Genomic DNA, 23662 nt, shown 5'->3' with positions numbered 1-23662 from the left:
AAGAACCCGCCAGCATCTGCCGGCGGGTTCTTCGTTTTTCTAGGTGAAGGTTGGGGCGACGCTTTAACTGTCGGCCTGCTGAGCCTCGATGGAAATCTTCAGTTCCACTTCGTCAGAGACATTCGGGGCGAATTTGCCCATATCCCATTCGCTGCGCATGATCGTGGCGGTTGCATCGAAACCGGCCCAGGGCTTGTTGGCCATCGGGTGGTCGCCGGTCTTGTTCAGCTTGGCGTCCAGCGTCACCGGCTTGGTCACGCCATTCATGGTCAGATCGCCTGTGATCTCGGCTGTGTCTTCGCCGGTCGTCTTGATCTCTGTCGATGTAAAAGTCACGACCGGATTGGCTTCCATGCCGAGAAAATCGTCGCTGCTGAAATGTTCGTCGCGCTTGTCCCAGCCGGTGAGGATGGAGGATGCGGGAATTTCGACATTGACCGAGGAGCTCTCGGGGTTCTCCACATCGAACATGATCTCGCCCTCGAAGCCGCTGAACATGCCGGTTGTTTGGGAAAAGCCCAGATGGTCATAGGTGAAGACGACCTGGCTGTGGCTCGGATCGAGCGTGTATTTCACCGGCTCGGCAGTGGCGGCGGTGGCAAGGAGCAGGGAAGCTGCGGCGGCGAGGCTGAGCGAACGTATCATTGGCGTGTTCCTTTCTAAGGCTCGTGGGATCGACGATCGAAATGGCCAAATCGGACAAGAATTCCGTCCAGGCGTTGGGAATTGAACGGCGCTGACAAACCGCCGGTCTCTCATCGCCATAAAGACTAAGGCTGGCATCGTTCACCACAAGCACGCATTTGATGACAATCCGTTCACATTTCCGGGATGCGGCGCTTCGGCTAATCGCACCGGCCGGCTTGTCAGAAGGGCCATTGCCCCGCTAACTCCCCTTCGTTTGAAAGGGGTGGGGACAAGCTTATGGGTGCGATCGAGATCGCCCTGCTGTTTGTGGCAGGGTTTTTGTCCGGTGCGATCAACGCCGTGGCGGGCGGCGGCACCTTCATAGCGTTCGGGGCGCTATCGCTGCTGGGCGTACCGCCGATCTCCGCCAATGCGACCTCGTCCATCGCGCAACTGCCGGGCTATTTCACTTCGACGCTGGCCTATTGGTCGTCGATCCGAAAGGTGCTGCGCAGCGCCACGATCCTTGCCGCCGTGTCGGTGGTCGGTTCCCTCTGCGGTGCGCTCTTCCTGCTCTGGCTGTCCAACAACCGTTTCGCGGCCCTAGTGCCCTGGCTGCTCCTGGCGGCGACCGCTCTGTTCGCCGCCGGTCCATGGTTGAAGCCGCAGCCTGTTGAGCCGGGTGCGGAACCGGAACGAAACAGCCTGGCGAGCGCGGCCGTGCAGTTCGTAACCTCGATCTATGGCGGCTTCTTCGGCGCTGGCATGGGGATTATGATGCTGGCGACGCTGGGCCTGACGGAAGGCGGCGACTACCACCGTCTCAACGCGCTGAAGAATCTCCTCTCCAACGTCATCGCCATCGTCGCCATCGTGGTGTTCGTCTCCGGCGGGGTAATTTCCTGGCCCGGCGCGCTGGCCATGATCCCCGGTGTTGCGCTCGGTGGCTATGGAGGCGTCTGGGCGGCGAAGCGCGTGCCACAGACGGCCGTCCGCCTGTTCGTCATCGCCGTGGGGCTGTTTCTGGCAGGCTATTACTTCTGGCGGGGGTGATCGAAGCTTGACCACATTGTCGCTGGTGGGATTTTATCCTACTTTAGCCGGCAGACAGGATCGGATGGATTGATGGCCGAAAAGCTGAGCATCACCTTGCCGCCGGAAATGGTAACCACCATCAAGGAGCGGGTCGCGTCGGGAGCCTATGCTTCGACGAGCGAAGTTCTGCGTGAAGCCATGCGCATGTGGATGCGCAACGAGGCCGAACATGAAGAACGTCTCGCTGTCATACGCGAACGGGTCCAAATTTCTCGCGTCGATCCCCGGCCGGCCGTGCCTATCGATGAAGCGTTCGACAGGCTTGAAGCCGAGTTTGCTGGCATAGCCGGGACAATGCCTGACGAATGAGACGGCTACCTGTCTTTCTGGCGCGTACAGCCGAAGACGATCTGGCTGCAATCGGCCATCTGATAATCGATAACGGTGCCGATCCGCTCGTAGCAGTGCGGTATCTTCAGCGAATTCGCGCGCGTTGCCGGACAATCGGTGATGCACCGCGAGGCGGCGTGGAACGGTCCGATCTCGGCGAAGGCATTCGCCTCGTGCCGTTCGAGCGTTCCGCCGTGATCCTCTATCGAATCGAGGACGATCAGGTGCTGATCGAGACGGTCATTTATGGCGGAAGGGACTACGCCGCGCTGATCGGCACCCCGCCTAGCCCTTGAGTTCCGTATCCATTTTCTCCGCCACTTTCAGCGCGAAGGCGTAGGAGAAGGCGACTTCTTCCAGCCGCGAAAACCGGCCCGACGCGCCGGCATGGCCCGCATCCATGTTGATCTTGAACAGCACCGGCGCGTCCGACGTTGAATATTCGCGCAATTTCGTGACCCATTTTGCCGGCTCCCAATAGGTCACGCGCGGATCGGTCAGCCCGGCCAGCGCCAGGATCGGCGGGTAGGGCAGGGCCGCGACATTATCGACCGGCGAATAGGCCGCGATGGTGGCATAGTCGTCGGCGCTTGCGATGGGATTGCCCCATTCGGGCCATTCCGGCGGCGTCAGTGGCAGCGTGTCGTCCAGCATGGTGGTCAGCACGTCGACGAACGGCACCTCGGCGACGATGCCGCCGAAGCTTTCCGGCGCCATATTGGCCACCGCGCCCATCAGCATGCCGCCGGCCGACCCGCCCTGCGCGACGATCCGGTCGTGAGACGTGAATTCATGGCTGACGAGATGCGCCGCCGCGGCGATGAAATCGTGGAACGTGTTGGATTTTTGCGCCCGCTTGCCGGTCTCGTACCAGTCCCAGCCCTTGTCCTTGCCGCCGCGAACATGCGCGATGGCGAAGACGAAGCCGCGATCGACCAGGCTGAACACATTGGTGTTGAAGCCGGCCGGAATCGAGATGCCATAGGAGCCGTAGCCATAGAGAAGGCATGGCGCGGTGCCGTCGAGCGGGGTGTCCCTGTGGTAGAGGATCGAGACCGGCACCATCTCCCCATCATGGCTGCGCGCTTGCAGGCGCCGCGTGACATAGTGGGACGAGTCATGGCCGGAGGGCACTTCCTGCTCTTTCAGCAGCCGGCGCTCACGGGTCGCCATATCGTATTCGTAGAGCTGGCTAGGCGTCGTCATCGACGAATAGGAAAAGCGGATTTTCGTCGTGTCGTACTCGTAGGAACCGCCGAGGCCGAGCGCATAGGCTTCCTCGTCGAAAGCGATGGCGTGTTCGTCGCCGGTTTTGCGATCGCGAATGACGATGCGCGGCAGTCCGTCCTTTCGCTCAAGGCGAACCAGGTGGCCGGAGAAGGACGCGATGGAGAGGATCAGCCGTCCGGATTCATGCGGCACGATCTCGCGCCAGTTCGCCTTCGACGGATCGGAGACCGGCGCTTCCATGATCTTGAAGTCTTTCGCGCCATCGGCATTGGTCAGCACGAAGAAGACGTCGCCGCCTTCCTCAAGATCATATTGCAGGCCCTCCTCACGGGGATGCACGATCTTCGGCGTCAGGTCGGAGAGATCGGCGGGCAGTAGCCGATATTCGGTGGTCTCGTGGTCGTGGACCGAGATCATGATCCAGTCGTTCAGGCGGGTGCCGTCAACGCTCATGAACATGCCGTCATCGTCCTCGGTATAGATCGAGACGTCCTCGGACGCTGGATCACCGAGCCGGTGCAGCAGGATCTCCTTCGGTCGGTGATTGTCGTCGAGGCGGGTGTAGAAAAAGCCGTTCGACCTAGCAGCCCAGGTGCCGGAGCCGCCCGTCTTTTCGATCCGGTCGGTATCGTCGTCTCGTCCGACCGAACGCACGGCGAGGCTGTAGAACTCCGAGCCCTTGCTGTCCTGGCCCCAGAGAATGCGCCGATGGTTCGGCGAATGGTCGACGCCACCGAGGCGGAAATAGGCCTTCCCGTCCGCTTCGGCGTCGCCGTCGATCAGGATGGTCTCTTCGCCGCCATCGCGCGCGGTGCGCAGAAATTTCGGGTGCTCGCCGCCGGTCACATATTTCGTGCCGTAGGCATAGGGGCCGTCTGGCAACGGAACCGAGGAATCGTCTTCCTTGATGCGCCCCTTCATTTCGGCGAACAGCGTCTGCCGCAGCTCTTCCGTATCCGCCATCAGGCTCAGCGCGTAGGTGTTCTCCGCTTCCAGATGGGTGCGGATCGCCGGGTCCAGAAGGCTCGGATCGTGGAACATTTCCTGCCAGTTGTCGGCTCGCATCCAAGCGTAATCGTCGGTGCGCGCGACGCCATGCCGCGTCTCGGTCTGCGGCGACTTCTGCGCTTCCGGCGGCGTGGCATCTGCGGACGGGAAAGGGTTCGGTCGGTTCATGGTTTCGGATCGGTCCTGATGGGTCATGGCCGTTCATGTGCGGTGCTTTGCGCCGCGCGGCAAGGGCGTAGTGGTACCGAAACGACAAACCGAACCGGGAACGGTGACGCTGACCCATCGGACTGCGGGCTGGCGAAAATGCGATCGCCTTGACGCCGGTAGGGGAGCGGCACTAGTGTTCCATTTATGTTCTAAGGATGTCGGCCATGTCGAAGATCGTCTTTTATACCAATCCAATGAGCCGTGGGCAGATCGCGCGCTGGATGCTGGAAGAGGCGGGCGTCGATTATAACGAGCAGATTCTGGCTTACGGGCCGGCTGGCATGGCGGGTGAAACCTACCGCAAGATCAATCCAATGGCGAAGGTGCCGGCCATTGTTCATGACGGGCGGGTGGTGACGGAAGCGGCAGCCATCGGTCTCTACCTCGCCGATGTCTTTGCCGACCGGCGACTCGGGCCGACCGACGATGAGCGCGCCGCCTATTATCGCTGGGTGCTGTTCAGCGCCGGACCGCTCGAACAGGCCATTACGAGCCGCGCCATGGGCTGGGATGTTCCGGACGATCCCCAGAAGCAGGGCACGCTCGGCTTCGGCAGTTATGAGCGGACCATCGACGCGCTCGAAGACCATTTGAACGGCCGGCATTATGTTTGCGGCGACCGCTTCACCATGGCCGATTGCTATGTCGGCAGCCATATAGACTGGGGCATCGCCTTCGGCACGATCCCGGAGCGCGCGGCCTTCAAGACCTATCAGCAGCGCCTGCGGAAGCGGGAAGCCTATCGAAAAGCCAAAGCGCGCGATCAGGCACTGATCGAGCAGATGCAGAAAGGCGGATAGAGCTTAGGGTCGAGCTTTTAGCCTTCCCGCCTATTCATCCTCCGGCTCGAAATTCATGGCGACACCGTTCATGCAGTATCGCAAGCCGGTCGGCTGCGGCCCGTCGGGAAACACATGGCCGAGATGGCCGTCGCATTGCGCGCAGCGTACTTCGGTGCGCACCATGAAGAGCGAACGGTCCTTGTGTGTGGTCACGGCGCCTTCGCCAACCGGCTGGTAGAAGCTCGGCCAACCCGTACCGCTCTCATATTTCGCATCGGACGAGAAGAGTTCCTTGCCGCAACCGGCGCAAACGAAGACGCCGTGGCGCTTCTCATGATTGAGCGGCGAAGAGCCGGCGCGCTCGGTGCCGTGCTTCCGCAGAACGCGAAACTCTTCCGGGCTCAGAAGGTCCTTCCACTCTTTCTCGGTGCGCTCGGCGGGCGGTTTGGTCTGACTCATCATCGGCTCCTTTTGCTCTTCGCAAATATAGTCCAATGGCGGCTAAAATGGAGAGGATGACCGAAAAGCGGCCCTTGTGGCAATTGACCCGGCCCGGTGCGATCTTATACGGAAAGCGCACAAATACACGAAAATTTGAGCGGGCTTTGATGGACGCACAGAGGGGAATTCGGCTTTGATCGCGCTCGTCGCTCTTGCGGTTCCATTTGTCGCTGCTGTTCTCGCCCCGCTTCTGGGCCGGTTTCTCAGTCGCTGGCTGGCGATTGTGCTTTCGCTCTTTCCGCTCGTCCTGTTTCTTTTCTGGTTGCGCCTGGTTCCCTTCTTCACGGGCGGTGAAAGGGAGTCGATCGGCGTGCCGTGGATACCCAGTTTCGGCGTGGAGTTTTCCGTCCTGCTCGACGGATTATCGCTGACCTTCGCGCTTCTGGTGAGCGGGATCGGCACATTGATCGTCCTTTTCGCTGGCGCCTATCTAAAGGGCGATGAGCGGCTGCCGCGGTTCCTTTGCTATCTCTTCCTCTTCATGGGCGCGATGCAGGGCTTGGTGCTGGCCGACGATCTCATCATGCTCTTTGTTTTCTGGGAATTGACCTCGATCAGTTCGTTCCTGCTGATCGGCTTCGAGCGGGAGAGGATGGCCTCGCGCCGCGCCGCTATCCAGGCGCTGGTCGTCACGGGCCTGGGCGGGCTGTCGCTTCTGGCGGGCTTCCTGCTGATCCGGTACGCCAGCGGCGCATCCAGCATGTCCGAACTGCTGGCGATGGAGAACGGGCTGCGGGACCTGCCGGTCTATCTGGCCTGCTTCATTCTGGTTCTTGGCGGCGCCTTCACCAAGAGCGCGCAGTTCCCGTTCCACTTCTGGCTGCCCAACGCCATGGAAGCGCCGACGCCGGTCTCGGCCTATCTGCATTCGGCCACCATGGTCAAAGCCGGCGTCTATCTTCTGATGCGGCTGCAGCCGGCCATGGGCGATACGATCCTCTGGGAAACGGTGCTGCCCGTCTTCGGCGCGATCACCCTGCTGGTCGGCACGATCCTTGGCCTGCGCCAGACCGATCTGAAGCTCGTTCTGGCCTACACGACCGTCGCTTCGCTCGGCCTGCTGGTCATGCTGACGGGCTTCGGAACGGAGGGCGCCATCGCCGGCGCGGTGCTGTATCTGGTCGCTCACTCGCTCTTCAAGGGCGGGCTCTTCATGGTGGCGGGCGGCATCGATCACGAGGCCGGATCGCGCGACCTGCGCCAGCTGTCGGGCCTGCGCCACGGCATGCCGCTCACCTTCGCCATCGCCCTGCTGTGCGCGCTGTCGATGGGAGGGCTGCCGCCCTTCGTCGGCTTTCTGGCCAAGGAAGAGCTGTATTACGGCCTCGTCGGCGACGATGCGTGGTCGATGGCCCTGCTTGCCGTGGCGGTTATCGGCAACGGGCTGATGCTGGCGCTCGGCTTCATCGTCGGTCTGCGCCCCTTCCTCGGCAAGGACATGAAGGCGCCCAAAAAAGCGCATGAGGGCCCGCTCGATCTCTGGATCGGCCCCGCCGTTCTGGCGGTCTGCGGTCTGGGTGCCGGTATTCTCTACCGCTTCTTCCACGAGATGATCTCGATCCCCATGGCCTCCGCCATTGCGGGCCAGCCGGTGCCGGTCGAGATTTCTCCCATTCCGCACCTGTCCATCGCCTTCTATCTGACCCTTCTGACGATTGCGCTCGGCGTCGGCATCTACCTGCTTCAGGACAGTCTGCGCGCCGGCGTGGACCGCACGCTGACGGCGCTGGGCTGGGGACCGGACCGCGGTTTCGACCAGGCCATTGCGGGACTGACGACCGTATCGCACCGCATCACCTATTTCTTCCAGAATGGCCGTCTCGATATCTACATGACGACGGTCTTCTGCGCGCTGGCCTTTACTGTTCTGTTCTCGCTCAGCTTTTTCGCCGAAACCCCGGCGCTGCCGGAATGGCCGGCCCTGGCGATCCATGAATGGACGATTCTGCTGATCATCGTTGTGGGCATAGGCACGGTCATCATGGCGCATAACCGCCTGACCGCCATCGTCTCGCTCGGCATTCAGGGTTTCGGGGTCGCGGTGCTGTTCATGTTGCAGGGCGCGCCCGATCTGTCCTTTACGCAGTTCATGGTCGAAACTCTCTCCGTCGTCATTCTCGCCCTTGTTATGACACGCATTCCCCTGGCCAAGACCGACCATCGCTCCAATCCGGAGAAGCTGGTGGATGGCGGCATCGCGATTCTTTGCGGCATTGGTATCGGTGCGCTGCTTCTGTCGGTCACGCAGACGCCGTTCGACGGCCGGCTCAGCGAGTTCTACGAACAGTTCTCACGAACGATCGCGCATGGCCGCAACATCGTGAACGTCATCATCGTCGATTTCCGTGGCCTGGATACGCTTGGCGAGATCGCCGTCGTGATGGTTGCCGGACTGGCCGTGCTTGGTCTGATCCGCATCAGGCGGCCCCGAATCGAGGATATCGCAACGCCAACCGGAGACCGTTCCTGATGCGCACTGTCATCTTTCGCACGGTCGCGCCCTTTCTGACGGCGCTGATGATCATCTTTTCGATCTTCATTCTTCTGCGTGGCCATAACGAGCCGGGGGGCGGCTTCATCGGGGGGCTTATCGCCGCTTCCGCCAATGCGGTGTACGGCATTGCGTGCGGGGTCTCGCCGGTGCGCCGATCTCTGAAATTCCACCCCATGACGATCGCCGCCGCCGGTCTGTTCATTGCGACGCTGGCGGGTATGGCAAGTATCTTCGCCCAGGCCGGTTTCCTGACGGGCCTCTGGACGACGGTCAATCTGTTCGGCCAGACCATCGATCTTTCGACCACGCTGTTCTTCGACATCGGCGTCTATCTGGTCGTGCTGGGCACCTTCTCATCGATCGGGCTGGCGCTCGAGGAAAGAGAGATGGAGTAATGGAAACCGCTCTAAGCATCGTTGTGGGCCTCCTTTTCGCCTCGGCAGTCTATTTGATGCTTTCGCTGCATACGATCCGCATCCTGCTTGGCGTGGTTCTGCTCGGCAATTCCGTCAATCTGCTCATCTTCACGGCGGGCAGGTTCAGATCGGACGTGCCGCCCATCATTCCGATCGATTCCTATGTGCCGACCACGGATGTCGCCAATCCGCTGCCGCAGGCTCTCATCCTCACGGCAATCGTAATTTCGTTTTCCTTCTTCGTCTTCCTGCTCGTGCTGGCTTACCGCGCCTATCAGGATCTTGGCACCGACGATTCGGACAAGATGCGCCTGGCCGAGCCAGTGGGAGACGACACGCCACCGCAGGGATACTAATCGATGGCCGCGACCGGCGTAACCAAAGTCGACCGTTCCCTCGCAATGGTCACCGAAGCGCTTGGCGCGTGGGACTGGCTGGTGATCGCGCCGGTCGCGCTGCCGCTTCTGGGCGCCGCCGCGCTTCTACTCATACGCAAACGGATCGCCTGGCACGCTCCAGCCTCCATCGCCATCATGCTGCTGATGCTGGCTGCCGATGTCGGACTGCTGATTCGGGTCTGGAACGAAGGCCCCGTTCACATGGCGATGGGCAGTTGGCTGCCGCCCTTCGGTATCATTTTCGCCGTCGACACGCTTGGCGCGGTCTTCGCAACGATCACTGCCTTTATCGGGCTCGTTTGCGCGGTCTATGCGACCGCGGAGATCGACACCACTGAATATCGCTACGGCTACTTCACCTTCTATCTTCTGATGCTCGCCGGCGTGACGGGCGCCTTTCTGACAGGCGACGTCTTCAACCTCTATGTCTGGTTCGAGGTTCTTCTGATTTCGAGCTTTGGCCTTCTGGCGCTCGGGTCCAACCCGATTCAGCTCGACGGCACCTTCAAATACGCCATACTCAATCTCGTCGCCACGACGCTGTTCCTTATTACTGTCGGTCTCATCTACGGCATTGCCGGCACGCTCAACATGGCGGATCTGGCCATCAAGGCGCGAAGCGGCGACCTTGGGGCGCCTGTCATGAGTTTCGGCGTCCTGTTGACCTTTGCGTTCCTGATGAAGGCCGCCGCCTTTCCGCTCAACGCTTGGCTGCCGGCCTCCTATCATGTCACCCGTTCCGCTTCCTCCGCCCTGTTCGCGGCGTTGCTGACGAAGGTCGGCGTCTACGCGCTGTTGCGCACGCTTGTACTGGTCTTTCCCGAACTTGGAGAAACCTTCGCGCCCGTCCTGCTGATCGTCGCCAATAGCACCATGATCGCCGGTGCGCTGGGTCTGCTCGCTTCCAACGATATCCGCCGGATGGTGGGCTGGGCCGTCATCTCCGGCATCGGCGTCATCCTGGTCGGTCTCGGGCTCGGTGAAGCAGCAGCGTTGAGCGGCGCGATCGCCTACGCCATCCATTCGATGGTTGTCATGGCCGGGCTTTATCTGTTGGCAGGAGCGATGAGCTGGCTGGCTGGCACCGATTCGCTGTTCAAAATGGGCGGGCTTGCGGTCCATTCCCCAGCGCTTCTTCTCTGCGGCCTCGGGATCGTGCTGGCGACTGCAGGCCTGCCGCCATTTTCGGGCCTGTGGCCGAAAGCGATCCTGGTCGAAGCCGCCCTGTCGAAGGCGGCCTATGTGACGGTCGGAATCATTCTCGTGAACGGCTTGCTAACGACGATCGCGCTTGGGCGAATGTTCGCATTCGGCTTCTGGCGTGCGGCGCAGATGGAACGGTCCGAATTGGCGCCATTCCCGCTCCTGTCCAAAAGCCGTATCGTCCCGGTCGCGACTATCGCCATCGTTTCGCTTGCCGGCGGGCTCTATCCGGAACCGTGGCTCGCCGCTTCCCGCCAGGCCGCAGCGGGACTTCTCGACGCGGCCACCTATATCAACGCCGTGCTGCCGGAGGGATAACGCATGAATCTTCAGCTTATGAATATTCTGCTGGCGCTGGCATGGGCAGCGGTCACCGGTTCCTTCACGCTGGCCAACCTCATCTTCGGCTTCGTACTCGGCGCGCTCGTCATGTATTTCATTCGCGAGCAGGTCGGCTCGCTCGGCTATTTCCGGCGGCTCTGGCGGATCGGTACGCTGATGCTGGTCTTTCTGCGCGAGTTGCTGTTCAGCGCATGGCGTGTGGCCGCTCTGGTTCTGACGCCCAGGCTTGATGTTCAGCCCGGTATTTTCGCCTATCCGCTGCGGGTTCGCAGCGACATGCAGATCACCTTGCTGGCCAACATGATCACGCTGACGCCCGGAACCCTATCCGTCGACATATCCGAGGATCACAGCACCCTGTGGGTCCATGCGCTGGACTGTTCCGATCCGGAAGCCACCCGGCAGGATATTGCGCGCATGTTTGAGAGACGCATCATGGAGGCGTTCGAATGAGCGAGTTCGGTGCAATGTTCCTCGATCAGGCGGAACTGATCGCGCTTTATCTGCTCAGCGCATCGTTTCTGCTGACCGTCATGCGCGTTATTCTGGGTCCGACCCTGCCGGACAGGATCCTGTCGCTCGACATGCTTGTCTCCGTGGTGATCGGGTTCATCGCGGTGATCGGGATTCGCTCGGGCTTCACCCTCTATATCGACATCGCGATCGCGCTCGGCCTGGTCGGATTTCTTGCAACCGTGGCCTTCGCCAGATTCGTCATGATGCGGGGCCATATCGGTGACGATGACGACGCCCAGGAACAGGCGCAGGAGACCGCGCCATGATCGAAGCCATTCTCAACATTCTTGTGGGGCTGCTGTTGTTGGCGGGTGCGTTGTTCTCGCTCGCCGCGTCGATCGGACTGCTTCGCCTGCCTGACATCTACAGCCGCATGCATTCGGCATCCAAGGCCGGCACCGTGGGTTCGGGCCTCACCTTGATTGCGATGGCCATCCATTCGGGCGATCTTGGCGATGCGACAAGAGCGCTTGCCGGCGTCGTCTTCTTCCTGCTGACGGCGCCGATCTCGGCGCATCTTCTTGCCAAGGCCGCCCACGATATGGGGTATCCGCTCTGGTCGAAATCGCTCGGTGACGAGAAAAGAGCAAAAGATACGGACGGCGAAAGCGACCAGCTTTACTAAAATTTGGGCAAGGCGTAACATCCGGGCGCCAATAACGTCAGTCTTCAATGTTTTGACAAAGTGCGACAACTTGCGCCAAAGAATTTATTCTTATAACTTTACCTTGACACGGGGCATCCTACGTGTGAAAGGCGCTCCCAAAACCAATCCAGGTTTATTGTAAGATAACAAGACTTATTGAGGCACTGTTATGGAACCGTCTGAAAATAAAACCGCCCAGGACGCACAGCTCATTGACCTTACGGCGGAAGTCGTCACCGCCTATGTGGGCAATAACCCCGTGCCGGCAACTGAGCTGCCGAGCCTGATTTCTGAAATTCACGGTGCGTTCAGCCGTATTCAGGGTACTGGTCAGGCCGTAGCCGAAACCGAGAAGCCCAAGCCTGCCGTGAACCCGAAGCGTTCGGTCAATGACGATTACATTGTCTGTCTTGAAGACGGCAAGAAGTTCAAGTCTTTGAAGCGGCACCTTTCGGCCCACTACAACATGACCCCGGAGCAGTATCGCGAAAAATGGGGCCTGCCGGCCGATTATCCGATGGTCGCGCCGAACTACTCGGCCGCACGGTCCAAGCTGGCCAAGAAGACCGGTCTGGGTCGCAAGGCGAAGTCCTGATCGCCTTTGGATATTCAGACGTTCTAAAGGGCTGCTTCGGCAGCCCTTTTTCGTCGTGAGGGTCAAAATGCCCCCAGCGTAACATCTCAGATGTTCTTTTTTTGTTCCACTCGGGAGCGAGAGTTGGTATAAGAAAACATTCCTCAAGGGGGTGTTTTTATGACTGTCGCGCCGCTTCATCTGCATCAGATCGACGAACAGACCGTGGAACAGGTCCGAGTGCGCGGCACGCGTTGCCACCCCGGTGATCGCAAGGCCTGGGCCATGCAGCAGGGCGACGCTGCAATCGATCTGATCGCCGCGATCTTCGCCGTCGACGGCCGCGATATTCGCAAGCCAACGCGCTGCGGACTAACTGTCGGGCGCGTTCGCCACGTTGCCATGTATGTTTGCCACGTCACGCTGCAATTGACGTTGACGGAAGTCGGCATGGTTTTTGGCCGTGACCGGACCACTGCGACCCACGCATGCCACCGTATCGAGGATCTGCGCGACGATCCGCATTTCGATGCGTTGATGGATGCGGTGGAACGCACTGTCGCCTACACGCTGCGTCGCGATCGGGGTGAAAACTTCGCTTGATCTCTCGACCGTTCCCGAAGCGATCGTAGCGTGTCAGGCGTCCTGAATGGCTGATGCTTCCATCCTGATTCGTTCGATCATCGCACGAATGCCATTGGCCCGCTGCGGCGAAATGTTCTCAGCGAGACCAAGCTTGTCGAGCATTGAAACGGCATCGGTCTTCAGGATCGCATCGGGCGTTTTGCCGGAGAAGATGGCAAGGATGATGGCGACAAGTCCACGAACGATATGCGCATCGGAATCGCCACGAAAATGCAGGACGCGTCCCTGTGGCGTCGCCACCTCGGCAGTGTGCAGCCAGACTTTAGAGACACAACCTTTCACCCGATAGGCGTCCGTTCGCCATTCATCCGGAAAATCGGGCAGATCGCGGCCAAGATCGATAACGTAACGGTACCGGTCTTCCCAGTCGTCGAGAAATGCGAAATCGTCGCGGATGGAGGCGAAATCGGGTGCGGTGTCCATACCGTCCATATAAGCGATTGAGATGCCGGCGTCATCGTCCGCGTTGGAGGAAACGGCGTGTAACACGGTCTTTCGAACAGTCTTGGCCCGGTTTGGGAAGAAGCGGAGGCGTGGTCCGCGTCTCGGTGTTAATCGGCGTCCGCGCGATCTTGTCGATCGTGGTGAGCGAAGGGTTAACGGCAGAAATATAATATTAACATACTGAAATTGCTCGACTTCCATTCGGATCGACGGGTTGCGCCGGCAAAAGTTTGGCGCGATCCCCACTCTATGGTTGGTGGGACCCGATATCATGGTTCGCGAACGAACCTTTCTTTAAATTGCCGAGGCCATTGTGGTGTCAGTCTCCAGTTGGCTTGCGTCGACCGCTTCGAAGTCGGCCCTGCTGATCTCAGTGATTGGGTTGCGTCTTGGTTCTGTCTGTTGAAAACGCAAATGACGATTGGCGCGATCGCGTCGCCGCAGCGTTTGATCGCTTCGTCGCGCGTGACGTGACGGACCCGGCAAGACGCCAGCGGCAGGCGCGGCTGTTCGGTGCGATCCTGTCGATCACCATTCTTCTGATCATCCTGTCCGTTCCCCTCTCAGCAACGGACCCGGCCCATCTCGCTTTCCCATTTCTTGCCGGCGCGGCAGGCTGTCTGCTGTCGGCGATGCTGTCGGCAAGCGGACGCGAAACTCTCTGTGCCGTGCTGACAGGCATCTTCGCGCTCGGCTTTGCCGCCCTGATCCTCATCAAGGATGGCAACGCCACGGGGATCGCCTTTCTCATCATGGCCGTTCCGGTAGTGGAAGGCTGGTGGGCGCTGCGCCGGCCATTATTGACTGGGTTCGCCACCACTCTTGCCGCCGGCACGGCGATCGGCGTGCTGCTGACCGGATGGACCGCTTCGAGCGGCACCTTGTGGAACCTCACGGCGTCCGTTGGTCTGGTGCTCTGGATCGGCAGTCTTTTGGTTCGCATGAAGCAACCGATTCGGACCGGCCATGACGATGCACTGAACGACGATGTTCTGCTGCGCCATGACCTTGCGAACGACCTGCCTGGTGCAATGGTGATCTTCGCGCCGGACGGTGAATTGCTCGCAGCCAGCGATAAGCTGGAGACTTTGCTGGGTGTCGATGTGGCGCATCTTGTCGGCTCGTCCTTTTTCGAACGGATCCATGTCGGCGACCGGGTGGTCTGGCTGAACGCCATTGCCGATGCCCGCGAAGGCAAGGATGCGCGCGCCGTTATGCGTATAAGGCCTGCCATTTCCGGAGAGCCGACATTCGTCGACATTTCCGTTCGGCTGTCGCCGGAACGCGAGGGCCGGCTGGTGGGCTTTCTTATGCTCGACCCCGAAACGGCGCAACGTCAGAACGAGCTGGAAAGCCTGCGCGGCGAAGCGGATGCGCTCGCCAGTGCGCGCAACCGCTTTCTGGCCAGCGTCAGCCATGAACTGCGCACGCCGCTGAACGCCATTATCGGCTTTGCCGATATGATAAGCAGCGACGACATGCCTGCGCAGAGCCTGGAGCGGCACCGCGAATATGCCGAACTGATTTCGGCGTCGGGCGGCCATCTGCTCAAAGTCGTCAACGCCATTCTCGATCTGTCCAAGATGGAGGCCGGCGCCTACGCCATTCAACGGGAACAGTTCGACCCGGCGGAGGCGCTTGATCTGCCTCTTTCCATCGCCATGCAGCAGGCCGGAATCGAAAACGTCACGGTCAGTCGCGCCGGATGCGAAGCGCTGCGACCGCTCAATGCCGATCGCCGCTCGGTTCAGCAGATCCTGATCAATCTGTTGTCCAATGCGGTCAAGTTCACGCCGGCTGGCGGCAAGGTCGAAGTGGCCCTGCGCGACGAGGGTAAGAACTTCATCATTGCCGTACGCGATACCGGCATCGGCATCGCCGAAGAAGATCTCGCGCGCCTTGGCAAACCCTTCATGCAGTTGGACGCCAACGGTCTGGCGCGCCAGCACGAGGGAGCCGGTCTCGGCCTGTCTCTGGTCAAGGGACTTGCCGAATTGCAGGGCGGCAATATGCGGATTGAAAGCCGGCTCGGCGAGGGCACGGAAGTTACGGTGACGATCCCGAACCTCGGTGCCGATGAAGCCGTTCCTCTGCCGAACCGATCTGGAGCAACTCAGAGTCCAATTGATGCAAGCCATGATATTCCACAGCGCCGAACAGCATGACAATCGCAGATCGAGACGGCCGATGCGCGTCGTGAAACGGGCAGGACGCTATGGCCTTGCGTTCTTCATGGCCAATCCGATTCTGATGACGGCGGGCCTTGCCGTTGTGGCGCTCGGCGTCGTGGTGACGGGCAACAGCCTGGAACAGCCGGTCCGTCACCCCTCGCCATTCTTTCAGACGCTCGATCGCCCTTCGGCTGTGCTATCGCGTGACAGTGCGGTCGTGTCCAAAGCCCGTAAGACAGGCGGGCAGCACGCCGCAACCGGTGATCGCCTCATGGGCGACCCCGAACTGGCGCGCATCCAGTCGGTTCTCACCGATCTCAACCTCTATGATGGCGAGATTGATGGGCTGAAAGGGCCGCGCACCAGCACGGCGATAAGCCGCTATCAGGAAATTCTGGGTCTGCCGCAGACCGGTCGGATCGATGCGACCATGCGTCGCAGCCTTATCGATCCCGCGTCGAAAGATGTCGTGGCCTCGGCGCCGCCCCTGCCCAAGCCGGCGCCGGGATTTTACGGCGGTGAGAGGGCCGACGACGCCCTGGCGACTGGCAGTATCGGCGACGAGACCGTGCTGACGGTCCAGCAGGCGCTCGTAAATTTCGGTTTTCATGAATTGACGGTCGATGGCATGATGGGTGCCCAGACCGCCGACGCTCTAGAGACGTTTCAGAAGATCGAGGGTCTTGCCGAGACAGGCGAGCCGGATGAAGCCACCCGCACACGCTTGCGGCAACGCGGCTTCCTCCGCTGAGCGTTCGAACCGGGACGTACCGGTTTTGAGCCGTTTGACCAGCGCTTTGGTGGTTGCAGCGATGACGCGCCGCGTCTTTGCCGAAGGTGGTTTTGCCGCCATCCTGCGTAAGGGAGCCGAAGAGGCCGGGGCAATCTTTATTCTGGTGCGGATAGGGACGGGGAGCCAGGTGCTCTACGGCCCGGCGGCACAGACATCCTATGAAGAGGGCCGGCCCGTCGAACGCCGGTTCCGCCAACTTGCCGAGATCGACGATCCCTTTGACGAAACGATTGAGCAGCGGATGGAGAAGGAACGCCGGTTTGACCCCGATCTGTGGTTGGTCGAACTGGACGGCGGCCCGTCGATCGATGACCTCGTCGCTATCGACCGGGACGATTCACTGGAAAACTGATAGGGACCGACGGACTCAGCCGACCGCGCGGAGCGCGGGATAGACGTCGTTACCACCTTCCAACGTGTCGAAATCCACCTCGTTCCGCTGGTCCCAATCATCGTCCTGGGCCGGCTCTGGCTCGGCGGGCGGCATTGGAGCGGCGGCTTGGATCCAGGCGGACTGCTGCCGCCAATCCTGTAGGCGGTCGTCGGCCTGCGTTGCGGAAAGGCCGCTGAACCGTTCGATAAAGAGGCGGGTGCTCGCGGTCGTGGTCAAGGTATCGGGGCGCGCAGCCCGGACAATCAGATGAGCCTCGGCGACCGGCAGGCTGAGGGCGCGAAGCGCCATGACGAGATCGTGCGTACCCTTGGCGTAGACGATGTCGTGGGCAACAGCGTATTCAATGGCGAGTGCATCGGCGAGGGCCGTGCCGAACAGTTCGATATCGCCGGTCAGGGCCGTCTCCCGCAAGCGTGAAAGAAGCGTGGAGCGCTTCTCGGAGATCGGCTTGAGCGGCGCCGTTTCTGCCCTGTCAGAGATACCGGCACTGTTTCCGGCCATGGCGGCGCGCAACTGCAACTGCACGTCCTTGAGCGACTTGGGTGATTTCGCGGGAGCGATAACTGATTCGGCAGTGGTTGCATCCGGCATGGATGGCACGACGACGCCACTCGCTGCGCCCTGTTTGCGCTCCAGATGGGCAAGGATCGCCCGGACGGCTGTAGGCAGGTCCGTTCGTCGTGCAATCACTCGCGCATGGTCGATATCGGTCTGCTTGATGATGCTCAGCCAGTCGCGGGTGGACAGCGCCTGCGTCCGGGACAGAAGCGGTGCGGCGGTGGGCACAGGCTCCAGCGCCAGCTTCATCAGAAGACCGCGCGGCACCCGGGAGCGCTCGGAAAGAACGGCGGCGGCGTAACGGCGCGCGTCCGGTCCGGTTTTCTCGTAAAGCGCGAGGGTCAGCGTTTCGAGCTGCCGGATCTCATGATGGGAGGGCCGGGACAATGCTGCGAACGTGCCGACGGCCTGGCGGAACAGCTCGTCGTTTCGCGCTTCGCTGTTGCGGTCCGAAACTAGTCGCTTGCGAAGAGCGGAATGTGGCACGGCGCACCTTTGATAGAGATCGAATTCGACGTTGCTGATCACCCTATTGGTAAATCGTTGGTAATCCGTTAGCGCCTCGTTAACCGAGCCGTGATCATTCTACCCTTGGGTGCGAGGATGTCATGACCGCGGAGAAGCCGAATGGCGACGATAATTCCGATGGCTGCATTCAATGAAAAAAGGGGCCGGCGGCCGTCCCGACGAATGCCAGGCGAACAGTGCACGATTTTGCTGTTTGACGGCGTTCGCTATGAATCGATTCCCGAACACGCCAGGAGCGCCGCTAGCCGGAGCGTTGGCAAAGGCAAGCGCAACCGCGTCCGGGCATGATGCCTGGTTTCGGGGGGCACAATAAGCGTCAGAATGGCTCGCAGCTGACCGATTTCAGGAAGCTGTCGCTCACAGGCGCATAGCTGTCATCAGGATGGAAGATCCTGAGGACCGCTATGCCTTCATCGTCGTTGAAAAGCGCGAACACCGTGCTGGCGAGGCCGGGTGGCGTCTCCCGCTTGATCTCGATTTCCTGCAGCCGGTTGACCACCATCAAATCCAGATCGTCATCGGTGCCGTTGCGGTCGTTGATCGACCATGAGGTCCGCCCCTGCGCATCCATGATGGCGACCGACCAGAACGGCACATTTCCGGTGGCCCTGATACGAAGCGGGCCGCGCCGCAGATCGAAGCGGCATGCAGCGACCTTGAAGAGGGGATCGGCATCGTAGACGATCCCGCTATTATCGAGCCGTCGGAGTTGGAACGGTTCGGAGACCTCGCGAATTCGACTCCAAGCACTGGCAGGTGCGGCAGACGGAATGAGAAACACGACGGCGATGTGAACGAGGCCGGCGCCTGCAAGGCCGACAGCCAGGGAAAGAAGCAGTCTACGCATCGCAAGCCTCTTCCAGCGTCATGGTCGGCATGCCGAGCGGCGTAATCGACGTGCCGCTGCCAAGCGGCGTGTCGTAGAGCGACAGAACGAGGCGGAATGGCCCGTTACCAGTGACGGGAAGCCAATTGCCGGCACGGATGCGCGGCCCAACGGCAATGCGGATCGAACCATCCGGCTCGCGCAGCAGCGCGCGCGAATGAAGCGCGGTTCGCCGGTTATCATCGGCAACGGTGCCATTGGCGGAAAGCGACGCTGCATGCAGAGTCCAGAATCGCGCGGAGGGCAGGCGTCCCGCCAGAAGATATTGGCATCCGGCCCGCAGCGGCCGATCGGCCTCATCCAGACGGCGCGAAAAGACCAGCCCCTCGGCCGGCGCAAGCGGCAGGTCGGCGTTTCGGGCGATGCGCGCTCGTGTGTAGGGATCGGCGCGGTCGGTCCCGGCTTCGGGATAGGCGACCCATTTGCCGACATTCAGCGCGCCGAGCGCATCGGCACGCTCCAGGGCGAACCATGCGCTGCCGCCGCCCAGCGCAAGAGCGATCGTGCAGGAGAGGGCTGTGAGCAGGATCGTGCGAAGCATGGGTTCCACTGGCGCTTTGAGACAGCCGGTTTAGCGAAGAGTGTGGGCAAGCCGCAAGCCGGATGGCAGACGCACCGAACGTTTCGAATTTGTGCGGCGACCCTTATCGTGAGGCACGCAGCTGGCTATCGGACAGGGGCGGATCGAGCGGGCGGGCACTTTCGAACAGGACGCCGAGCGCGGTTACGGCGTCCTGCAGTTCCGGAAGTAGACCCCGCGGCGTGTTGGATACAGGCGAGACCTCTTCGCCTTCTGCCGCGGCGATGTCCACCGTTTCGGGAACGGGCCGCTCGGCGCCCGGTATCGGTTTCAATCGCGCACCCTGGTGGGCGACCCGCATCAGACGGTTCCAGACCAGCGCTGGCAGTGAGCCGCCTGTCATGCGGTTGGTGGGCCGGTAATCGTCATTGCCGAGCCACACGGCTGCCACGTAATTGCCGGTGAAGCCGACATACCAGCCGTCGCGGTAGGATTGTGTGGTGCCGGTCTTGCCCGCGGAGGGAATGCCTTCGAGCGCCGCACGGCGCGCCGTGCCCCATTCGGGGATCTGGACGAGGATCTTGTTCATCTCCGCCGCAGCGTTTTCGGAGAGGACGCGCTCCGGTTGGTCGGTCCGCTCGTTCAGCCGCCAGATGACATCGCCGTCCTGGTCGAGAATCTGCGTAAAGGCGTGGTGCCCGTGGCGGATGCCGCCCGCCGCGAAGACGGCGTAGCCCGTTGCCTGATCCAGTACGGTGATGCTGCCGGCGCCGAGCACCATAGTTTTATGACGTAGCACCGGCGTTTCGACGCCCATCTTCTCGGCCAGATCGGCAACCGTATCGACGCCGCCCTTGATGTAGCGGCGGACCAGATGGGCCGGGATGGTGTTGATCGATTTGATGAGGGCGGTCTGAAGGTCGGTCCGGCCACGATAATCCAGATTGTAATTCTGCGGGCTCCAGCCGTTCCAGTTCACCGGCCCGTCGACGACCCGCGTACTCGCCTTCATCCCTCCTTCGATCGCCGCCGCGTAGACGTAGGGCTTGAACGACGAGCCGGGCTGACGCTCGGCATTGACGGCACGGTTGAACTGGCTCTTGCCGTAGTCCCGTCCGCCCACCATGGCCCGGACCAGACCGTCCGGTTCCATCATGACGAGCGCGCATTCCTGGACGTTGTAGGATTTGCCGAATTGCCGCAGATGGAATTCGCAGCTTTCTTCGGACGCTTGTTGCAGGGTTGGGTCGAAGGCGGTTCGAACGATGAGACTGCGCGAGGGAAGGTCGCCGGCAATCGTCTTCACCTCCTCGAACGCCCAGTCCAGATAGTAGTCCGGCGAATCCGTGACGTCCCGTTCGATGGCGGAAGCCGGCTGAAGGCGGGCCGAGCTAACCTGTCCCTCGGTCATGAAACCGGCCTGTACCAGATTGGTCAGCACCTCGTTCGCACGAGCGCGGGCGGCCGGCAGGTTGACATGGGGCGCGTAGCCGGAGGGCGCTTTGAACAGGCCCGCCAGCATGGCCGATTCCGCAAGATTGACCTCGCGCACATCCTTGCCGAAGTAGAACTCGGCCGCCGCCGCGACGCCGTGCACGCCGCCTCCCATATAGGCGCGGTCGATATAGAGCTGCAGGATCTCCTTCTTCGTCAGGTTCTGCTCCAGCCATAGCGAAAGATAGGCCTCCTTGATCTTACGCTGCAACGTGCGTTCGTTGCTAAGAAAGAGGTTCTTGGCGAGTTGCTGGGTCAGCGTCGATCCGCCCTGGACGACGCCGCCGGAACGGGCATTCTCCATCATGGCGCGCGTCAGGCCCAGAACGTCGATGCCAAAATGCTCGAAGAAGCGGCGATCTTCGGTCGCCATGATGGCTTTGATGAGGTGATCCGGCAGTTGGTCGACCGGCACGGAATCACGCTGATAATCGCCACGCTGGCCGATATTTCGGCCGTAACGGTCCAGAAAGGTGACGGCCATGCCGTCCTGCTGGCGCCAGTCGCCTTCTGTCTTCTCGAATGCCGGAATGGCAAGAACGTAAAACAGAACGATGCCCACCGTGCCGAGCGTTCCGGCTTCCGAAAGCACTTCGATCGCCCCGCGTTTCCAGCCATAGACCCGGAACTTGCGCGAGAAAATCGTGATGCGCTCCCACGCTTCGCCAAGGGTGGAGCGCAGATTGTAAAGGCTGGAATCCAGCCAGGCATCGAGGCCGATCAGCCGCGAGACCTTGAATCGAGGCCGTGTTCCCGTTGGCCTTTTATCGTTCACCAGCGTTTCCAGTCCGTGATGTCCTGCCGGACCAAAGCCCGGCCTATGGTCCGCAAATGCGGCGCCTTCGCGATCCGGGCATGATAGCCGATCCCGGCGCGTTCGAAACCCTCTGTCCGTCCCATCGGGGATTTGGGCCGCTTCTTCACGGTCGGCAAGCTGGCATTATGCTTCGTTGGCGGCGCGAGGAGGCGCGCGGCATCTTTCAAATGGTCATTGGAGCAGCCTTATGTTGGCAAGCGCGCATTGGTCCATCCTGCGGGCATGGGCGGAGCATCTGCCCTTCGATTTTGAAGCGGCCGCTCGGATGAGCGAGCTTGAAGAAATGACGATCCGGCAGAAGGCCGCAAAGCAGGGCTGGATCATTCGGCGCGGCCATCGCGGCAGAGCCGGAGAGGCGGAGTTGGCGCGACTGCGCGACAGGCTGTGGGCGCGGCTGGACGCGGCAACGGATCGGCCCGTCGGGACGCCTTTGCCAAAAGCCGATATCGACGCGATTCATGTTCTTCTGCGGGCCGTGGACAAGCTGGAAGCCGCCTGCGAACGCCTTGGCGAAACCAGCCATGACGAGACGGAGCAACTTGGCCCCGTGTTGGAGCGCATCAATAGCCGCATTCTACAACTGGCCGGTGAAATGGCCAAAAATGGCGAGGTGGCCGAAGCCGCGGATGCGAAGAGCGTATCCGGACCGGATTCCGCTGCATGAACGGCGGCAAACCCGATCCGGATCGCCTGGCGGAGCAGGAGGCTTGGTCGAAGGATGCATTGAACGCGGAAGATGTGCGGATGGCTGGCCGTGAATGGTTCATGACCGCCCGTGCCAAGCAGTACCCGCTACCCGATGCGCCAAAACGTTGGCTGGTTGTCGGCGGGCGCGGCAGCGGCAAGACGCGCCTCGGGGCCGAATGGGTCCGCGCGCTCGTGCTCGGCCTGCCACCCTTCACGACGAACGGGCTGCGCTACGGGCGGATTGCCTTGGTTGCGGAGACGCTTGGCGATGCGCGCGAAGTGATGGTCGCTGGCGCCAGCGGCATTCTGGGCATAGCGAGGGGAAGTGAGAGACCCCGCTTCGAAACCAGCCGGCGGCGTGTCCTGTTCGACAATGGGGCGACGGCGCAGATCTTCTCATCCGAAGACCCCGATGCGTTGCGTGGCCCGCAATTCGATGCCGCCTGGTGCGACGAACTGGCCAAATGGAACAATGCCGAACACGTCTGGGACATGCTGCAATTCGGTCTGCGCCTCGGTGAAGAGCCGCGCCAGCTTGTCACCACCACGCCTCGTGCGACAGCCCTGGTCAAGCGCCTGATGCGCGAGGACGGTTTCACCGTGACGCGAATGCGGACCAGTGACAATGCCGGCAATCTCGCGCCGGGCTTTCTCCAAGCCGTGACGGACCGTTATGCCGGCACCCGTCTCGGTCGCCAGGAGCTGGACGGCGAACTGATCGAGGATCGCTCCGACGCGCTCTGGAGCCGGAATCGGCTGGAAGCGATCGTCGAGCCGGTTTCCGCTGAAGCTCTGTCGCGCATCGTCGTTGCCGTCGATCCGCCGGCCAGCGCGAATGCACGCTCTGATGCCTGCGGACTCATCGCAGCGGGAACGGATCTCCGTGGAGGCATCGTCGTGCTGGCCGACGCCAGCGTGCAGGGCCTTCAGCCGGACGGTTGGGCGGCGCGCGCGGTAGCCCTCTATCATTCACTGGAGGCGGACCTGATCGTCGCCGAAGTCAATCAGGGCGGGGCCATGGTGGAAAGCGTCATCCGCACCGTCGACCCCGCCGTGCCCGTGAAAGCCGTGCGCGCCAGCCGGGGCAAATGGCTGCGCGCCGAACCGGTCGCGGCGCTTTACGCGCAGGGCCGTGTCGGTCACGCAGCGCATTTTCCTGAACTGGTCGACGAGATGTGCGATTTCGGCCCGTCCGGCCTGACCGGCAACAGATCTCCCGACCGTGTCGATGCACTGGTCTGGGCTATTGCCGAACTGATGAATGGCCTTGGACGCGCGCCAAGGGTGAGGGGCGTATGAAATGGGAACATATCAGAAACATTTTTGCGCAGATCTTCTTCACGCTCCCGCGGT

At 61.4% G+C, this 23662-nt stretch carries 27 protein-coding genes; 18 read left to right on the top strand and 9 right to left on the bottom strand.

Going from position 1 to position 23662, the window contains the following annotated elements; all coding sequences use genetic code 11:
- Positions 1 to 63 precede the first annotated feature (63 nt).
- Positions 64 to 645, bottom strand: a complete 582-nt coding sequence (locus B7H23_RS15125; RefSeq protein ID WP_206608914.1) for a YceI family protein — start codon at positions 643 to 645, stop codon at positions 64 to 66.
- A 279-nt stretch (positions 646 to 924) separates the two neighbouring features.
- Here B7H23_RS15125 and B7H23_RS15120 point away from each other — a divergent pair, with 279 nt between their 5' ends.
- The 3 genes from B7H23_RS15120 to B7H23_RS15110 all read left to right on the top strand — a co-directional run bounded on the left by B7H23_RS15120 (position 925) and on the right by B7H23_RS15110 (position 2348).
- A complete protein-coding gene (locus tag B7H23_RS15120) occupies positions 925 to 1680 on the top strand; it encodes a sulfite exporter TauE/SafE family protein (RefSeq protein ID WP_094078252.1) in 756 nt (251 codons plus the stop codon).
- Between the two features lie 72 nt (positions 1681 to 1752).
- A complete protein-coding gene (locus tag B7H23_RS15115) occupies positions 1753 to 2031 on the top strand; it encodes a ribbon-helix-helix domain-containing protein (RefSeq protein ID WP_094078251.1) in 279 nt (92 codons plus the stop codon).
- Positions 2028 to 2348, top strand: coding sequence for a type II toxin-antitoxin system RelE/ParE family toxin (locus B7H23_RS15110; protein ID WP_094078250.1), 321 nt, complete (start codon positions 2028 to 2030; stop codon positions 2346 to 2348). The genes B7H23_RS15115 and B7H23_RS15110 overlap by 4 nt, the downstream gene beginning before the upstream one ends.
- On the opposite strand, the gene B7H23_RS15105 is transcribed toward B7H23_RS15110, so the two are convergent.
- Complete coding sequence (locus B7H23_RS15105; RefSeq protein WP_094078440.1) at positions 2338 to 4458, bottom strand: S9 family peptidase; 2121 nt, start codon at positions 4456 to 4458, stop codon at positions 2338 to 2340. The genes B7H23_RS15110 and B7H23_RS15105 overlap by 11 nt on opposite strands.
- Positions 4459 to 4664: 206 nt before the next feature.
- Between B7H23_RS15105 and B7H23_RS15100 the strand changes: the two genes are divergently transcribed.
- Positions 4665 to 5300, top strand: coding sequence for a glutathione S-transferase family protein (locus tag B7H23_RS15100; protein WP_094078249.1), 636 nt, complete (start codon positions 4665 to 4667; stop codon positions 5298 to 5300).
- Positions 5301 to 5330: 30 nt separating this feature from the next.
- Here the strand turns inward: B7H23_RS15100 and msrB are convergent, their stop codons facing one another.
- Entirely contained in the window at positions 5331 to 5744 is a 414-nt protein-coding gene (msrB, locus tag B7H23_RS15095; RefSeq protein WP_206608913.1) for a peptide-methionine (R)-S-oxide reductase MsrB, read from the bottom strand.
- Between the two features lie 172 nt (positions 5745 to 5916).
- Between msrB and B7H23_RS15090 the strand changes: the two genes are divergently transcribed.
- The 9 genes from B7H23_RS15090 (at position 5917) to B7H23_RS15050 (ending at position 12975) form a co-directional block, all read left to right on the top strand.
- Positions 5917 to 8253, top strand: coding sequence for a putative monovalent cation/H+ antiporter subunit A (locus tag B7H23_RS15090; RefSeq protein WP_094078248.1), 2337 nt, complete (start codon positions 5917 to 5919; stop codon positions 8251 to 8253).
- Positions 8253 to 8672 carry a Na(+)/H(+) antiporter subunit B gene (locus B7H23_RS15085; RefSeq protein WP_094078247.1) on the top strand — a complete coding sequence of 140 codons (420 nt, stop codon included), beginning with the start codon at positions 8253 to 8255 and terminating at the stop codon, positions 8670 to 8672. The genes B7H23_RS15090 and B7H23_RS15085 overlap by 1 nt, the downstream gene beginning before the upstream one ends.
- Positions 8672 to 9049 (top strand): Na+/H+ antiporter subunit C, encoded by a 378-nt coding sequence (locus B7H23_RS15080; protein WP_094078246.1) that lies wholly within the window; start codon positions 8672 to 8674, stop codon positions 9047 to 9049. The genes B7H23_RS15085 and B7H23_RS15080 overlap by 1 nt, the downstream gene beginning before the upstream one ends.
- Positions 9050 to 9052: 3 nt before the next feature.
- The gene (locus B7H23_RS15075; protein WP_094078245.1) at positions 9053 to 10612 is read left to right on the top strand and encodes a Na+/H+ antiporter subunit D; all 1560 of its coding nucleotides are present in this window, start codon (positions 9053 to 9055) and stop codon (positions 10610 to 10612) included.
- 3 nt (positions 10613 to 10615) lie between these two features.
- On the top strand, positions 10616 to 11089 hold the full coding sequence (locus B7H23_RS15070) for a Na+/H+ antiporter subunit E (protein ID WP_094078244.1): 474 nt from the start codon (positions 10616 to 10618) through the stop codon (positions 11087 to 11089).
- Positions 11086 to 11418: a cation:proton antiporter gene (locus B7H23_RS15065; protein ID WP_240535137.1), complete on the top strand. Its 333-nt coding sequence runs from the start codon at positions 11086 to 11088 to the stop codon at positions 11416 to 11418. Before B7H23_RS15070 ends, B7H23_RS15065 begins: the two co-directional genes overlap by 4 nt.
- Entirely contained in the window at positions 11415 to 11777 is a 363-nt protein-coding gene (mnhG, locus tag B7H23_RS15060) for a monovalent cation/H(+) antiporter subunit G (protein WP_094078243.1), read from the top strand. The genes B7H23_RS15065 and mnhG overlap by 4 nt, the downstream gene beginning before the upstream one ends.
- 190 nt (positions 11778 to 11967) lie before the next feature.
- On the top strand, positions 11968 to 12393 hold the full coding sequence (locus B7H23_RS15055) for a Ros/MucR family transcriptional regulator (protein WP_094078242.1): 426 nt from the start codon (positions 11968 to 11970) through the stop codon (positions 12391 to 12393).
- Between the two features lie 159 nt (positions 12394 to 12552).
- Positions 12553 to 12975 (top strand): helix-turn-helix domain-containing protein, encoded by a 423-nt coding sequence (locus tag B7H23_RS15050; RefSeq protein ID WP_240535136.1) that lies wholly within the window; start codon positions 12553 to 12555, stop codon positions 12973 to 12975.
- Positions 12976 to 13008: 33 nt separating this feature from the next.
- On the opposite strand, the gene B7H23_RS15045 is transcribed toward B7H23_RS15050, so the two are convergent.
- Entirely contained in the window at positions 13009 to 13440 is a 432-nt protein-coding gene (locus B7H23_RS15045) for a SufE family protein (RefSeq protein WP_420814493.1), read from the bottom strand.
- Positions 13441 to 13850: 410 nt separating this feature from the next.
- On the opposite strand from B7H23_RS15045, the gene B7H23_RS15040 reads away from it, so the two are divergent.
- The 3 genes from B7H23_RS15040 to B7H23_RS15030 are packed head-to-tail and all read left to right on the top strand — an operon-like array spanning position 13851 to position 16777.
- Entirely contained in the window at positions 13851 to 15626 is a 1776-nt protein-coding gene (locus tag B7H23_RS15040; protein WP_143534790.1) for an MFS domain-containing histidine kinase, read from the top strand.
- Positions 15627 to 15648: 22 nt separating this feature from the next.
- Positions 15649 to 16383, top strand: coding sequence for a peptidoglycan-binding domain-containing protein (locus tag B7H23_RS15035; RefSeq protein ID WP_158215852.1), 735 nt, complete (start codon positions 15649 to 15651; stop codon positions 16381 to 16383).
- A 25-nt stretch (positions 16384 to 16408) separates the two neighbouring features.
- Positions 16409 to 16777, top strand: coding sequence for a DUF1491 family protein (locus tag B7H23_RS15030; protein WP_240535135.1), 369 nt, complete (start codon positions 16409 to 16411; stop codon positions 16775 to 16777).
- A gap of 15 nt (positions 16778 to 16792) precedes the next feature.
- On the opposite strand, the gene B7H23_RS15025 is transcribed toward B7H23_RS15030, so the two are convergent.
- From B7H23_RS15025 to B7H23_RS16270, 5 genes are all read right to left on the bottom strand, one after another.
- Entirely contained in the window at positions 16793 to 17863 is a 1071-nt protein-coding gene (locus tag B7H23_RS15025) for a hypothetical protein (RefSeq protein ID WP_143534788.1), read from the bottom strand.
- Between the two features lie 358 nt (positions 17864 to 18221).
- Positions 18222 to 18752 (bottom strand): DUF1254 domain-containing protein, encoded by a 531-nt coding sequence (locus B7H23_RS15020; RefSeq protein ID WP_094078236.1) that lies wholly within the window; start codon positions 18750 to 18752, stop codon positions 18222 to 18224.
- A complete protein-coding gene (locus B7H23_RS15015; RefSeq protein WP_094078235.1) occupies positions 18745 to 19332 on the bottom strand; it encodes a DUF1214 domain-containing protein in 588 nt (195 codons plus the stop codon). Before B7H23_RS15015 ends, B7H23_RS15020 begins: the two co-directional genes overlap by 8 nt.
- A 103-nt stretch (positions 19333 to 19435) precedes the next feature.
- Positions 19436 to 21580, bottom strand: coding sequence for a transglycosylase domain-containing protein (locus B7H23_RS15010; RefSeq protein WP_240535134.1), 2145 nt, complete (start codon positions 21578 to 21580; stop codon positions 19436 to 19438).
- Positions 21577 to 21705, bottom strand: a complete 129-nt coding sequence (locus B7H23_RS16270) for a hypothetical protein (RefSeq protein WP_276295071.1) — start codon at positions 21703 to 21705, stop codon at positions 21577 to 21579. Before B7H23_RS16270 ends, B7H23_RS15010 begins: the two co-directional genes overlap by 4 nt.
- 182 nt (positions 21706 to 21887) lie before the next feature.
- Between B7H23_RS16270 and B7H23_RS15005 the strand changes: the two genes are divergently transcribed.
- Together B7H23_RS15005 and B7H23_RS15000 are read left to right on the top strand one after the other, a co-directional pair.
- Positions 21888 to 22286 carry a hypothetical protein gene (locus tag B7H23_RS15005; protein WP_143534787.1) on the top strand — a complete coding sequence of 133 codons (399 nt, stop codon included), beginning with the start codon at positions 21888 to 21890 and terminating at the stop codon, positions 22284 to 22286.
- Positions 22287 to 22366: 80 nt separating this feature from the next.
- A complete protein-coding gene (locus B7H23_RS15000) occupies positions 22367 to 23608 on the top strand; it encodes a DNA-packaging protein (RefSeq protein ID WP_094078436.1) in 1242 nt (413 codons plus the stop codon).
- Positions 23609 to 23662: the final 54 nt, after the last annotated feature.

This window comes from Notoacmeibacter marinus (assembly GCF_002238045.1).
Taxonomy (GTDB): domain Bacteria; phylum Pseudomonadota; class Alphaproteobacteria; order Rhizobiales; family Rhizobiaceae; genus Notoacmeibacter; species Notoacmeibacter marinus.
The sequence above is the reverse complement of the archived record's forward strand: the minus strand, read 5'-3'. Positions and strand labels throughout refer to the sequence as shown.

Coding starts and splice junctions, on each gene's coding strand:
- B7H23_RS15020 (WP_094078236.1), bottom strand. CDS start 18,752: ATGCGTAGACTGCTTCTTTCCCTGGCTGTCGGCCTTGCAGGCGCCGGC.
- B7H23_RS16270 (WP_276295071.1), bottom strand. CDS start 21,705: ATGGGACGGACAGAGGGTTTCGAACGCGCCGGGATCGGCTATCATGCC.
- B7H23_RS15000 (WP_094078436.1), top strand. CDS start 22,367: ATGGCTGGCCGTGAATGGTTCATGACCGCCCGTGCCAAGCAGTACCCG.
- mnhG (WP_094078243.1), top strand. CDS start 11,415: ATGATCGAAGCCATTCTCAACATTCTTGTGGGGCTGCTGTTGTTGGCG.
- B7H23_RS15105 (WP_094078440.1), bottom strand. CDS start 4,458: ATGAACCGACCGAACCCTTTCCCGTCCGCAGATGCCACGCCGCCGGAA.
- B7H23_RS15100 (WP_094078249.1), top strand. CDS start 4,665: ATGTCGAAGATCGTCTTTTATACCAATCCAATGAGCCGTGGGCAGATC.
- B7H23_RS15125 (WP_206608914.1), bottom strand. CDS start 645: ATGATACGTTCGCTCAGCCTCGCCGCCGCAGCTTCCCTGCTCCTTGCC.
- B7H23_RS15115 (WP_094078251.1), top strand. CDS start 1,753: ATGGCCGAAAAGCTGAGCATCACCTTGCCGCCGGAAATGGTAACCACC.
- msrB (WP_206608913.1), bottom strand. CDS start 5,744: ATGATGAGTCAGACCAAACCGCCCGCCGAGCGCACCGAGAAAGAGTGG.
- B7H23_RS15015 (WP_094078235.1), bottom strand. CDS start 19,332: ATGCTTCGCACGATCCTGCTCACAGCCCTCTCCTGCACGATCGCTCTT.
- B7H23_RS15050 (WP_240535136.1), top strand. CDS start 12,553: ATGACTGTCGCGCCGCTTCATCTGCATCAGATCGACGAACAGACCGTG.
- B7H23_RS15055 (WP_094078242.1), top strand. CDS start 11,968: ATGGAACCGTCTGAAAATAAAACCGCCCAGGACGCACAGCTCATTGAC.
- B7H23_RS15035 (WP_158215852.1), top strand. CDS start 15,649: ATGCGCGTCGTGAAACGGGCAGGACGCTATGGCCTTGCGTTCTTCATG.
- B7H23_RS15005 (WP_143534787.1), top strand. CDS start 21,888: ATGAGCGAGCTTGAAGAAATGACGATCCGGCAGAAGGCCGCAAAGCAG.
- B7H23_RS15080 (WP_094078246.1), top strand. CDS start 8,672: ATGGAAACCGCTCTAAGCATCGTTGTGGGCCTCCTTTTCGCCTCGGCA.
- B7H23_RS15110 (WP_094078250.1), top strand. CDS start 2,028: ATGAGACGGCTACCTGTCTTTCTGGCGCGTACAGCCGAAGACGATCTG.
- B7H23_RS15120 (WP_094078252.1), top strand. CDS start 925: ATGGGTGCGATCGAGATCGCCCTGCTGTTTGTGGCAGGGTTTTTGTCC.
- B7H23_RS15070 (WP_094078244.1), top strand. CDS start 10,616: ATGAATCTTCAGCTTATGAATATTCTGCTGGCGCTGGCATGGGCAGCG.
- B7H23_RS15065 (WP_240535137.1), top strand. CDS start 11,086: ATGAGCGAGTTCGGTGCAATGTTCCTCGATCAGGCGGAACTGATCGCG.
- B7H23_RS15045 (WP_420814493.1), bottom strand. CDS start 13,440: ATGGACACCGCACCCGATTTCGCCTCCATCCGCGACGATTTCGCATTT.
- B7H23_RS15075 (WP_094078245.1), top strand. CDS start 9,053: ATGGCCGCGACCGGCGTAACCAAAGTCGACCGTTCCCTCGCAATGGTC.
- B7H23_RS15085 (WP_094078247.1), top strand. CDS start 8,253: ATGCGCACTGTCATCTTTCGCACGGTCGCGCCCTTTCTGACGGCGCTG.